The organism is Porphyromonas sp. HMSC065F10 (assembly GCF_001808555.1).
Classification (GTDB): domain Bacteria; phylum Bacteroidota; class Bacteroidia; order Bacteroidales; family Porphyromonadaceae; genus Porphyromonas_A.
In genome coordinates, this window is the sequence record NZ_KV793757.1 from 1 (window position 1) to 11,413 (window position 11,413).

The 11,413-nt window shown below is 57.8% G+C and carries 11 protein-coding genes; 4 read left to right on the plus strand and 7 right to left on the minus strand.

The genetic code is table 11. From position 1 onward, the window contains the following. Window positions 1–241: 241 nt before the first annotated feature. Window positions 242–1,441, plus strand: coding sequence for a glycine C-acetyltransferase (kbl, locus tag HMPREF2890_RS02270; RefSeq protein WP_070464715.1), 1,200 nt, complete (start codon window positions 242–244; stop codon window positions 1,439–1,441). Between the two features lie 341 nt (window positions 1,442–1,782). Here the strand turns inward: kbl and eno are convergent, their stop codons facing one another. From eno to HMPREF2890_RS02305, 7 genes are all read right to left on the minus strand, one after another. Beyond that, on the minus strand, window positions 1,783–3,099 hold the full coding sequence (gene eno / locus HMPREF2890_RS02275) for a phosphopyruvate hydratase (protein ID WP_070464721.1): 1,317 nt from the start codon (window positions 3,097–3,099) through the stop codon (window positions 1,783–1,785). 220 nt (window positions 3,100–3,319) lie between these two features. Continuing rightward, a complete protein-coding gene (locus tag HMPREF2890_RS02280) occupies window positions 3,320–4,792 on the minus strand; it encodes a lytic transglycosylase domain-containing protein (RefSeq protein WP_070464728.1) in 1,473 nt (490 codons plus the stop codon). 6 nt (window positions 4,793–4,798) lie between these two features. Continuing rightward, complete coding sequence (locus HMPREF2890_RS02285; RefSeq protein ID WP_070464731.1) at window positions 4,799–5,536, minus strand: DUF5683 domain-containing protein; 738 nt, start codon at window positions 5,534–5,536, stop codon at window positions 4,799–4,801. Window positions 5,537–5,539: 3 nt separating this feature from the next. Further along, complete coding sequence (locus HMPREF2890_RS02290) at window positions 5,540–6,457, minus strand: ParB/RepB/Spo0J family partition protein (RefSeq protein WP_070464735.1); 918 nt, start codon at window positions 6,455–6,457, stop codon at window positions 5,540–5,542. Next, window positions 6,454–7,242, minus strand: coding sequence for a ParA family protein (locus HMPREF2890_RS02295; protein WP_070464738.1), 789 nt, complete (start codon window positions 7,240–7,242; stop codon window positions 6,454–6,456). The genes HMPREF2890_RS02290 and HMPREF2890_RS02295 overlap by 4 nt, the downstream gene beginning before the upstream one ends. Before the next feature lie 84 nt (window positions 7,243–7,326). Then, complete coding sequence (locus tag HMPREF2890_RS02300) at window positions 7,327–7,887, minus strand: hypothetical protein (RefSeq protein ID WP_070464741.1); 561 nt, start codon at window positions 7,885–7,887, stop codon at window positions 7,327–7,329. 21 nt (window positions 7,888–7,908) lie between these two features. After that, the gene (locus HMPREF2890_RS02305; RefSeq protein ID WP_070464744.1) at window positions 7,909–8,268 is read right to left on the minus strand and encodes a S4 domain-containing protein; all 360 of its coding nucleotides are present in this window, start codon (window positions 8,266–8,268) and stop codon (window positions 7,909–7,911) included. 578 nt (window positions 8,269–8,846) lie between these two features. On the opposite strand from HMPREF2890_RS02305, the gene HMPREF2890_RS02310 reads away from it, so the two are divergent. From HMPREF2890_RS02310 to HMPREF2890_RS08930, 3 genes are all read left to right on the plus strand, one after another. Further along, window positions 8,847–10,022: an NAD(P) transhydrogenase subunit alpha gene (locus HMPREF2890_RS02310; RefSeq protein WP_070464747.1), complete on the plus strand. Its 1,176-nt coding sequence runs from the start codon at window positions 8,847–8,849 to the stop codon at window positions 10,020–10,022. Between the two features lie 75 nt (window positions 10,023–10,097). Beyond that, window positions 10,098–10,430, plus strand: coding sequence for an NAD(P) transhydrogenase subunit alpha part 2 (locus HMPREF2890_RS02315; protein ID WP_018107869.1), 333 nt, complete (start codon window positions 10,098–10,100; stop codon window positions 10,428–10,430). A gap of 8 nt (window positions 10,431–10,438) precedes the next feature. Next, window positions 10,439–11,413, plus strand: a 975-nt coding sequence (locus HMPREF2890_RS08930; RefSeq protein WP_168160404.1) for an NAD(P)(+) transhydrogenase (Re/Si-specific) subunit beta, incomplete at its 3' end; no start/stop codon positions are given.

An 11,413-nucleotide genomic window follows, 5' to 3' on the forward strand; every position in this document is an offset into this window, starting at 1 on the left:
ATATACCATTCTGGCTGTCTCAACCCTCCTCAAGTGTCAACCTATTTCAGGGTAAGACACGCCTATTTTTCGTCACGAGACAGACGCATTAGGGAGCGACGGATGATCCCTTTTCTCCATACCCTCACACCGGCCCTTGAGAGGCAGTCAAGACGAGTAAAAAATGGTATCTTTGGGGTACTCAAAAAGCGAATCCTCAGTAGAAGACACTTTTAATCATCTCTATACACAATCACAATCTATGTACGACAAGTATAAGAAGCACCTCGAGGAGACTCTCCAGGCGATCAAGGATGCCGGCACTTACAAGCGTGAGCGCCTCATCACCAGCAAGCAGAGCTCTGCCATCACTGTGGATCAGAATGGCAAGGAGATCCATGCGCTCAACTTCTGCGCCAATAACTACCTCGGTCTCGCTGACGACCAGCGCCTGATCGATGCCGCAGAGAAGATGATGGCCCGCCGTGGCTTCGGTATGTCCTCCGTCCGCTTCATCTGCGGTACGCAGGATGTCCACCTGGAGCTGGAGAAGGCTATCTCTCGCTACTTCGGCACCGAGGATACGATCCTCTACGCTGCCTGCTTTGATGCCAATGGCGGTCTCTTCGGCTCCCTCCTCACTGAGGAGGATGCGATCATCTCCGACCAGCTCAATCACGCCTCCATCATTGATGGTGTCCGTCTCTGCAAGGCACAGCGCTACCGCTACCTCAATGGCGATATGGCTGACCTGGAGGCGAAGCTCAAGGAGGCACAGGCACAGCGCTTCCGCGTCATCGCCACGGACGGTGTCTTCTCCATGGACGGCAACGTCGCTCCGCTCGATAAGATCTGCGAGCTGGCTGAGAAGTACGACGCTATGGTGATGGTCGACGAGAGCCACTCTGCCGGTGTCGTCGGCAAGACTGGTCGCGGTGTCACTGAGCAGTATGGCGTGCGTGGTAAGGTGGAGATCATCACCGGTACCCTCGGCAAGGCCTTCGGTGGTGCTGTCGGTGGCTTCACCACCGGTAAGAAGGAGATCATCGAGCTCCTCCGCCAGACCTCTCGTCCCTACCTCTTCTCCAACTCTCTCCCCCCATCTCTCGTCGGTGCCGGCATTGAGACCTTCCGCATCCTCGAGGAGTCAACGGAGCTCCACGATCGTCTGATGGACAATGTCGCCTACTTCCAGGAGAAGATCAAGAAGCTCGGCTTCGACCTGCTCCCCACACAGAGCGCCATCGTCGCCGTGATGATCTACGACGCTGCCAAGGCTGCTGAGTTTGCTGCCCGCATGCAGGAGGAGGGCATCTTCGTCACCGGCTTCAGCTACCCGGTGGTACCGAAGGACAAGGCACGCATCCGCGTACAGCTCTCCGCTGCTCACACCCACGAGCAGATCGACCGCTGCATCGCTGCCTTCGATAAGATTGGCCACGACCTCGGCATCCTGAAGTAATCCACTTCCACTTCATCATAGCCTATGGCGCCCCGGCGGACTTAGATCCACCGGGGCGCCTTTCCTTTGGTGAGACCTTTGCATAATACCCCATCTGCGGCGTCACATTCGAGATTCGGGCTTGGTCATTTGCGTAAGCACACTCCCCTCGCCCTCACTCTCAGTTCCTTGCATCTGGGGTATTCTGCAAAGTCCCTGCCGAAAAAGCACCGCTTTTTCGGCGAAAGACCATTTTGCAAAGGTCTTTTGGTGCCTGACGATCTTTTTTTTGGGAGAAAAGAGGGGGCGACAGGTCAGTCTGACCTGTCGCCCCCTCTATGGGCTCTCTCTCGAGGGAGAGATTACTTCTTGCGGCTTACGCGGCAGTAGCCGTACTGAGCCTTGTCACCCAGCTCCTCCTCGATGCGGAGCAGCTGATTGTACTTAGCGATGCGGTCGGTGCGGCTGAGAGAGCCGGTCTTGATCTGACCGCTATTGGTAGCTACAGCGATGTCGGCGATGGTGGTGTCCTCGGTCTCACCGGAGCGGTGGCTGGTGACGCTGGTGTAGCCGGCGCGGTGAGCCATCTCGATAGCGTCGAGGGTCTCGGTGAGGGTGCCGATCTGATTGACCTTGATGAGGATCGAGTTGGCAGCGCCCATCTCGATGCCCTTCTTGAGGTAGTCAACGTTGGTGACGAAGAGGTCGTCGCCGACGAGCTGGCAGCGGTCACCGATGCGGTCGGTGAGCTTCACCCAGTTCTCCCAGTCATTCTCATCCAGACCATCCTCGATGGAGTCGATGGGGTACTTGGCGATGAGCTGCTCGAGGTAGTCGATCTGCTCCTCGGCGGTCAGCTTCTTGCCATTGGGGTCCTTGGGCATACCGGTCTTGAGCTGGCGGTAGTCGTAGTACCACTTGCCATCCTCCTGTACTGCAAACTCTGATGCAGCGCAGTCCATAGCGATGCGCACGTCCTTACCGGGCTCGTAGCCGGCGTCCTTGACAGCCTGGATGATGGAGTCGAGGGCGTCCTCGATGCCGTCGAGCTTGGGGGCGAAGCCACCCTCGTCACCGACAGCGGTGGAGAGGCCGCGCTTCTTGAGCAGCTTAGCGAGAGCGTGGAAGACCTCAGCACCCATGCGGAGGCCCTCACGGAAGCTCTCGGCACCCACGGGGCGGATCATAAACTCCTGGAAGGCGATGGGCGCATCAGAGTGAGCGCCACCATTGATGATATTCATCATCGGCACCGGGAGGACGTACGTATTGGTACCGCCGATATAGCGGTAGAGGGGCAGGTCGAGAGCGGTGGCTGCAGCACGAGCGCAGGCGAGGGAGACGCCGAGGATGGCGTTGGCTCCGAGCTTGGACTTCGTCTTGGTGCCGTCGAGCTCGAGCATCTTCTTGTCGATACCACGCTGGTCGAGGACGTCCATGCCGATCAGCTCGGGAGCGATCTTGGTATTGACATTCTCCACAGCCTTGAGGACACCCTTGCCGCAGTAGCGCTTCTTGTCGCCATCGCGGAGCTCAAGAGCCTCATTCTCACCTGTGGAGGCACCACTGGGGACGCAAGCGCGACCGATGATGCCATACTCCAGCTCTACCTCTACCTCTACGGTGGGGTTGCCGCGAGAGTCGAGGATCTCGCGTCCATGTACGTTCTGAATTTCCATTCTTCTCATTATCTATAGGGATTAGTACTAAAAATCTTTCTTTACCGACCACAAATATACCCAAAGTGTCCGACTTAAGTGGTCCGCTTGATCCCTTTTATAAGATAAGAAGTGGAGGAAGAGGGACGCAATGAGCTCCATCGGGCTTGTCCCGTAGGTAATGGGCTAGGCTATGAGCGAGAGCGTCGCCCAATAGCCCTCTTAGGTGGTGGCCGATGACTTAGGGGATCAGGAGACGCTGCCCGGGGTGGATGTTATTGGAGCGGAGGTTATTGGCTCGCTTGATCTGGGTGACGGTGACGCCCTTGTACTTCGAGGCGATGCCGGAGAGGGTGTCGCCCTTCTTCACGGTGTAGTAGCGGGCGCTGTGCTGCCGGGTGCTGCCCTTTTTCTTGCTCGTCGTGCCGGACTTGGTTGCGGAGACTGAGGCTTTGTCGCCTGTCCGGATCACTAACCTCTGCCCGGGGTGGATCGTATTTGACCTTAGCCCATTCCACGCCTTGATCTGAGTAGTGGTGACGTGGAAGCGACGGGCTATGGAGCCGAGAGAGTCGCCTCGGCGGACGCGGTAGGTCACCTCTCGCTCGCTGTCGGTGCTCTCCTGCTCCTCCACGTCACCCGAGTCGGACGTGGTGTCAGCCACTCCCGCCTCGCTCTCGTGGTGAGAGACGAAGTACTTCTCCCTCTTAGAGGCAAAGTCGATCGCTGCCTGCGCCGGTAGCACGATCACCTGAGACTGCTGGTTGCCGGGGATGATCCCCTTCTTGTACATCGGATTGAGCAGCTTGATGGTGTCAAGAGCGATGCCGGTCATCTCTGCCAGCTCTCTTGTGGTGCAGCGGTGAGCGAGATGGACCGTGTCTGTGGCGATTGGTATGTGGATCGCTGAGGGGCGTATGTCGTGCTCCCGGTAGTACTCCATACTGTAGAAGGCAGCGATGAAGAAGGGGACGTAGGATCGGGTCTCGCGAGGGAGGTAGGGGAAGATCTCCCAGAAGTCCTTCTTGCCCCCGGAGCGGCGGATTGCCTTATTGATGTTGCCGGGGCCACAGTTGTAGGCCGCTATGGCGAGCATCCAGTCTCCGTAGAGAGCGTACATGTCCTTGAAGTACTCGCACATGGCGCGGGTGGACTTGCGGGGGTCCATACGCTCATCGACGACAGAATTGATCGTGAGACCGTAGATCTTGCCGGTGCGGAGCATAAACTGCCAGAAGCCTGTCGCCCCCATCCGTGAGACGGCGGTGGGACTGAGTGCACTCTCGACGATGGCGAGGTACTTCAGCTCAAGCGGCAGCCCCTGCCTGTCGAGCTCCTCCTCTATGATGGGGAAGTAGTAGGTGGCGCGGCTCAGCATCAGGCTCATAAGGTTGCTCCGGCGATTGACATAGAGGTCTATCGCCTCCCGTACAGCGGGATTGTAGGTGAGCGGTATGGCACTCTCCATCCGCGCCAGCCGCTCGCGGTAGAGCTGATCCTTGCCCTCCAGCTCCCGCTTGCTCGCCTGTCGCTTTGGCTTGCTTAGGGAGTAGTACTCCTTGTACCGAGAGTTGAGGAGCGAGTCGAGAGCCATATCAAAGCTCTCCGGCAGACGTCCCAGGTCGGGCTCCTCACCATCGCTCTGACCATAGGCCTGAGGTAGGGCGAGTGCTGTCAGCAGGAGGAGTAGGAGGAGAGGGATAGAGCGTCTCATATGAGGTCAAAAGGATAGAGCTACCTGGACGGCAGGACCTCCCGATGAGGGGAAGGTGGTCGAGGGAATGTAGGAGGGGGTCGCCCGAAGTGTCAGATCCGGGGAGATGTCGAAGTGCGCCAGCTCCGCATCGACGTAGGCGTCGACGATCGAGAGGGCGTAGACGCCCACGGCAACGATGATGGAGAGGTCGCGATTGCGTCGATAGAAGTCGCGCCCATGGCGGAGTGTCTCCTGGAAGGAGCCGTTAGTCCGGTAGCTATTGGGATCGGCGCCGGCGGGGACAAAGGCGATCCACGAGTCGTTGGTCATCGGGTCGTCGCTCTTGATGTCGCTGTAGGCCTTGGCGTACTCGAGGAGGTTATTGTTATTCCACGAGATGGCGTAGTAGAGGGCGGTCATACCCCCGATGATGATAGGGACCTTCCAGTACTTCCTATTGTAGACCTGTCCGCCACCGGGGATGATCGCCCAGAGGACGGCGGCTCGTGGACTGGGAGAGAAGGTCTTATGCTGCTCCACCTCCGCAGGGACCTCGGTCGGGATCAGTCGGGTGCTATCCTGCTGTACTGCCAGGGCGTCTGCCTTGGCGGGTGTGAGGATGGTCGTATCGCGCTGCAGCTCTGGTGCAGAGGGGATGGTGTCGCAGACGATCGTCTCGCGCCCGTACGCCAAGCTTGTCCCCAAGCCGAGAGTCAAGAGGAGGAAGAAGAGTGGTGCCAGGCGATGACTCAGGCGGTACATACGCTACAGCTTGCTCAGCATCGAGAGGATCTCCTGCAGCTGATCGTCGCTTGCGAAGGGGATCGTGATCCGACCCTTGCCGGCGGCGTTGCAGCTCATCTTCACTTTTGTCCCGAAGATCCGTGAGATCTGGTCGGTAGTGCTGCGGTACTGTGCCAGGCGCTCCTTGGCGGCCCGGCGTGCCTCCTCTTGCGACTTCGTCCGGTCGCTCGGCTCAGAGGTGCTGTACTCGCGAGCCATCTGCTCGACGTCCCTGACGGAGAGATCATCGGAGAGGATCTGCTTGTAGAGTGCCAGCTGCAGCTCGGTGTCCTCGATGCTGAGGAGGGCGCGGGCGTGCCCCATAGTGAGCTTCTTATTCTTAAGCCCCAGCTGTATCTGCGCCGGGAGCTTGAGGAGTCGGAGGTAATTGGCGACCGTGGCGCGCTTCTTACCCACGCGTGTCGCCAGCTCCTCCTGCGTCAGCCCGTCGGCATCAATCAGCTTGCTGAAGGTGAGGGCGATCTCGATCGCATTGAGCTCCTCGCGCTGGATATTCTCGATCAGCGCCATCTCCACCACCTGGTCGTCATCCACGGTGCGGATGTAGGCGGGTATCGTCTCCAGCTCTATTAGTCGAGCAGCACGGTAGCGGCGCTCACCGCTGATGATGATGTACTTCCCCTGCCCTTTGCCATCCTCTCGCACGGTGATCGGCTGGACAAGCCCGATGTGCTTGATAGACGAGGCTAGCTCTTCGAGGGTCTCAGCATCGAAGTCTCGCCGTGGCTGGTCGGGATTGGGGTAGATGGCATCAAGAGGAAGCTCGGAGATGGAGGAGGATCCTCCGGTCTCCACCTTCTTTATATTGACGAAGTCATTGGGGAAGAGGGCGTCCAGTCCTCGTCCGAGGGAGGCGCTATTTCTATTACTCGTACTCATGAGATGGTTCGGCGGATCGGGGTGTGATTATTCTCCATCACCTCGTGAGCCAGCTCGAGGTAATTCTGACTCCCCTTGGAGGAGAGGTCAAAGTCGAGTACGCTCTTCCCGAAGCTCGGTGCCTCGCTGATGCGGACGTTACGATTGATGACTGTGTCAAAGACGAGGTCCTTGAAGTGCTTCTTGACGTCCTTGTAGACCTGCGTGGAGAGCTTGGTGCGGCTGTCGTACATAGTCATGAGGAAGCCCTCGATGTCGATGGGGGGATTGAGCCGCTCCTTGACGATGCGCAGGGTGCTGAGGAGCTTGCTGATCCCCTCAAGGGCGAAGTACTCGCACTGGACAGGGATGATGACCGAGTCGGCGGCGGCGAGGGCAGCGATGGTGATGAGGCCGAGCGAGGGCGCACAGTCGATGAGGATGAAGTCGAAGTCCGGCTTCAGCAGCTCCGTGATGCGCCTAAGGACATACTCCCGCTGCGGGACGTTGACCAGCTCCACCTCCGCTCCGGCGAGGTCGGTGTGTGATGGGAGGATCTCCAGTCCCTCCACGGAGGAGGGGATCAGGCACTTCCTCGGGTCGGTATCCCCGAGGATGCAGCCGTAGGTAGAGAGCTCGGCGGACTTGGCCTGAGCACCGAGACCGCTGGTAGCATTGGCCTGCGGGTCCGCATCGATAAGCAACACGTGGCACCCCAGTGCGACCAGTGCCGCCGAGAGGTTCATCGCCGTTGTTGTCTTGCCGACACCGCCCTTCTGATTGGATATAGCTATTACTTTGCCCATAGCACTTGCCTGATAATGATCAGGGACAAAGTTAGGCAAAATCTATCACATACTTCCTGGCAAACTGCCTACCGGATCGGTGGCTCAGTCAGCGTACTCGCTGATATCGTCTTGTGTGGCGGCGTTGTAGTAATCGATGAGGTACCACTTGTCGTCCGGAGATTTCCGGGCAAAGGTGTACTGCTCAAGGATGTCAGAGTCTATGTATCCGGTGCAGAAGGAGGCGGTGTCCCTCTTGATGGTGATCCACGAGGCAAAGTAACCGGTGCTGTCGGGCGAGATGATCCGGAAGGGATCCTCGACCACATGAGGTGGTGTGATCCCGCTCGGCAAGAGGGCGCGTGCGCGGACGACTCCGGAGTCCTTGCGGAAGCTTGCAAGGAAGGAGGTGAGTGGCTCGGCCCCCTGATTGCAGGGGGCATCGATGCTCTCAAGGAGGGAGTTATTGGCCCGGTACACCGCAAAGGTGCAGGGCTCCTCCACCTCCGTTGCCTCGGGGACGCTCTGCTCAGTCGCAAGAGGGGCGGGGGTCGCCTCTTCCCAGCTCTTCTCCTCGCTCTGCTGCTTACTGTCGCTGCAGGAGAGAGAGCCCGCCAATAGGAGCAGCAGAGTCACACTCCCCACGCCAATCCTCATCACGCTCATATATATTGTGTGTCTCCTTACCTACTCGTCGTACGCATCCTCCTCGTACTCGTCCATCTTGGAGTGGGTGCGACGGTGTTTCTTTCGTCCCTTACGTAGCTCGCGGCTCTTGGGATCCTCGTAGCGCTCATCCTCCTGGCGAAATTGCTTTCCTTTGCCGGCCTCAGTCCGCTCAAGCTCTTGGCGCTCCAGTCGGCGGAAGATCCCCTTAAGGGGTATGGAGACGTCATCCAGGGCGACGATGTCACCGGAGCCGGCCTTGTCGCCGATCTGAATCTTTGATCCATTGACGGTGACGCGCCCTTGACGGATGTAATCCTCGGCCTCACGTCGGGTGTAGTCGTAGTATTCAGCAATAATGCGACTTACTCGTACTTCCATGATGAAGTAAAATGATTAGAAAGTATTTCCAATGATTAACAATAGATTAGTGTACAAAAGTACTCTTTATTCCCATTAAAACAAGCGTCTACAAGCATAGCCGGGCGTGGAGACCGCACGCAAGACGCCACGATCACCTGTCCGGGTGCCGATTGGTCGGTGAGACGCTCTGTCTTTCAGTGGGTAAAGGGTGGCTCCTGACCCCGATGTACAGAGCAATGGTTAGCCTTGGTGTCAGGGATCACTACTCGGTAATGGAATGACTCCTCTCGCGGTGGAGAGGTGAGCGTAGCACGGGATGTGCTAAGTGCAGTAAGCAATTAGCATTACTTGCCATCTGCATGGATGCGCCTCTCAGGGGGTGTTGATGGAGGTGCTTGTCTGTAGTAGGTTGTTGGTTATTAGGTGTGTACGATATTTTATCGGATGCTCTTTTTATCAGCAGGCGGATTAATGTGAAAATTTAGTATCCCCAAACCTCTATTTTTCTTGGTTGCTCCGACTCTTTTTTCCATACATTTGTCTCAGACAAGACAATTACAATCACCTTTAAAACCAAAACCAACCACTTATCATCTATGATTATAAGCATTCCGCGTGAGATCATGCCCGGTGAGAGTCGCGTTGCAGCGACTCCGGAGACCGTGAAGAAGTTCGTTGCTGACGGCTGCGAAGTCCTCGTAGAGGCAGGTGCGGGAGAGCCCTCCTACCACCACGACAAGGATTACGAGGCTGCCGGTGCCAAGCTGATGACCGATACTCAGGCACTCTTCGACAAAGCCGACGTGATCCTCAAGGTCAAGGAGCCGCTCTTCAATGAGCAGCTGCAGAAGAATGAGGCAGACATGATGCACGAGGGTCAGGTGCTGATCACCTTCATCCACCCCGCCTCCCCCGTCAATCATGAGATGGTGAAGAAGCTCGCCCACAATGGTGTCGTAGCGCTCACCCTCGATGGTGTACCCCGTATCTCCCGCGCTCAGAATATGGACGCACTCACCTCGATGAGTACCTGCGCTGGATATAAGGGTATGATCATGGCAGCCAACGACCTGCCCTACTTTATGCCCCAGATGTTTACCGCTGTCGGCCAGATCGTCCCCGCCAAGGTGATGGTCATCGGTGTCGGCGTTGCCGGTCTGCAGGCTCTTGCCACCGCCAAGCGTCTCGGTGCGATCACCTACGCTGCTGATATCCGCCCGATGGCTGCTGAGAATGCCAAGTCCCTCGGTGCCCAGGTGGTAGATACCGGTGTCGATCCCAAGCTCGCTGTCGGCGAGGGCGGCTACGCCATGCGGCTCCCGGACGATGTGCTGGCTGCAGAGCGTGAGAAGCTCTATCCCACGATCAAGGAGATGGACATCGTCTTCTGCTCCGCACTGATCCCCGGTAAGGTCGCTCCTACGATCATCACCGAGGAGATGGTCAAGGGGATGAAGAAGGGTGCTGCCATCGTCGACATCTCTATCGACCAGGGCGGTAACTGCGAGTGCACGCCTCCCGGAAAGCACGAGCGCATCCACGATGTCATGATCAATGGTATCAAGAATATCCCCGGACTGCTCGCCAATAGCTCCACCTGGATGTTCTCTCAGAATATCTACAACCTGACCAAGTATCTCACTCACGACGGCAAGATCGTCCTCGATCCTCAGGATGAGATCTGCAAGGGCATCACCGTGACCAAGGACCGTAAGATCGTACATGCCGGCTGCCTCGAGGCGCTCGGTGCAGACGGTCCTCTGGAGTGCTAATCATCTAATCACCATGAGCCAAATCGATTTTCCTGGATAGGGAGACCGGTTTGGCTCTTTTTTATCTCTTATGATATGGCTTCACCACTAGTCTTAGTCCTGGTCTTCATAGTGTCCGCAGTGGTCGGATACTTCATCATCCGGCAGATCCCCAGTCTGCTCCATACGCCGCTGATGTCGGGTATGAATGCACTCTCCGGCATCACGATCGTCGGTGCGATCATCGTCGTCTGCGAGACGGTGGAGTGCATTGATGCCTACGGGGGCGACTTCCGCTACTACCTCGCCCTGATCCTCGGTGGCATTGCGCTCATCCTGGCGATGATCAATGTCGTCGGCGGCTTTGGCGTCACGGAGCGGATGCTCAAGATGTTTCACCACAGCAAGTCCTCCAAGGGGGGTAAATGATCGGTATTATGATATCAGTACTCAATATTATCATCCCCCTCTTAGTGCTCGCCGGCCTTTGGATGATGAGCCGCGTCTCCTCGTCTGTCAATGGTAATCGGACTAGCATCCTGGCGATGATCCTGGCGATACTCGTCGCCTTCTGGGGACACGGTATGGTGCCGCTTCTCTGTGCCCTCTTCTTCATCCTCGTCGGTCTCGTGATCGGCTTTATGATGGCTCGTAAGGTCAAGATGATCGAGATGCCTGAGATGGTCGGTCTCCTCAATGGTCTTGGTGGTGGCGCCTCCGCCCTCGTTGGTATCGTCACGCTGATGGGCATCACCTCGCCCGAGGTGTCGATCACCTCAGCCGGTATGCAGACCGACTCCTTCTCTCTGGGGACCTTTGAGTCCTCCACCGGTGTCCTCGCCGTGATCGTCGGTATGATCACGCTCGTCGGCAGTCTCATCGCCGCCGGTAAGCTCCACCGCGTCATCGACGGCCGACCCAAGGTGATCAAGAATCACAGCCTCTATCTCACCGTCTCCCTCGCCCTCTGCGGCATCCTCTTCATCTGGAGCTTCTTCGGTATCAACGATGGCAATGCCACCTGGATCGTCTGCCTGTCGGTCCTCTTTGCAGCCCTCTTCGGTGGGCTCTTCACCATCCGCGTCGGTGGTGCCGACATGCCGATCACGATCTCGCTCCTCAACTCCCTCTCCGGTGTTGCCGGCTCGATTGCCGGTATGGCGATCGGCAACGTGATGCTGGTAGCCATCGGCGGTATCGTGGGTGCCTCCGGACTCCTCCTCACACAGATCATGTGTCGGGCGATGAATCGTTCCCTTGGTGATATCCTCCTCGGCAAGACTGCTGCCCCTGCGGGGAAGAAGACCGCTGCCCCCAAGGCTGCAACCCCCGCCGCCGCCCCTGCTGCTCCGGCAGCTAAGAAGGAGGCCTCCCTCCCGGAGCTCCTCCACGATGCCAAGCGGGTGATCATC

What these genes read in the sequence shown, in the direction of transcription:
- HMPREF2890_RS02290 (WP_070464735.1), bottom strand. Translation starts at nt 6,457, where the DNA reads ATGAGTACGAGTAATAGAAATAGCGCCTCCCTCGGACGAGGACTGGAC.
- HMPREF2890_RS02310 (WP_070464747.1), top strand. Translation starts at nt 8,847, where the DNA reads ATGATTATAAGCATTCCGCGTGAGATCATGCCCGGTGAGAGTCGCGTT.
- HMPREF2890_RS02315 (WP_018107869.1), top strand. Translation starts at nt 10,098, where the DNA reads ATGGCTTCACCACTAGTCTTAGTCCTGGTCTTCATAGTGTCCGCAGTG.
- kbl (WP_070464715.1), top strand. Translation starts at nt 242, where the DNA reads ATGTACGACAAGTATAAGAAGCACCTCGAGGAGACTCTCCAGGCGATC.
- HMPREF2890_RS02295 (WP_070464738.1), bottom strand. Translation starts at nt 7,242, where the DNA reads ATGGGCAAAGTAATAGCTATATCCAATCAGAAGGGCGGTGTCGGCAAG.
- HMPREF2890_RS02285 (WP_070464731.1), bottom strand. Translation starts at nt 5,536, where the DNA reads ATGTACCGCCTGAGTCATCGCCTGGCACCACTCTTCTTCCTCCTCTTG.
- HMPREF2890_RS02300 (WP_070464741.1), bottom strand. Translation starts at nt 7,887, where the DNA reads ATGAGCGTGATGAGGATTGGCGTGGGGAGTGTGACTCTGCTGCTCCTA.
- HMPREF2890_RS02280 (WP_070464728.1), bottom strand. Translation starts at nt 4,792, where the DNA reads ATGAGACGCTCTATCCCTCTCCTCCTACTCCTCCTGCTGACAGCACTC.
- eno (WP_070464721.1), bottom strand. Translation starts at nt 3,099, where the DNA reads ATGGAAATTCAGAACGTACATGGACGCGAGATCCTCGACTCTCGCGGC.
- HMPREF2890_RS02305 (WP_070464744.1), bottom strand. Translation starts at nt 8,268, where the DNA reads ATGGAAGTACGAGTAAGTCGCATTATTGCTGAATACTACGACTACACC.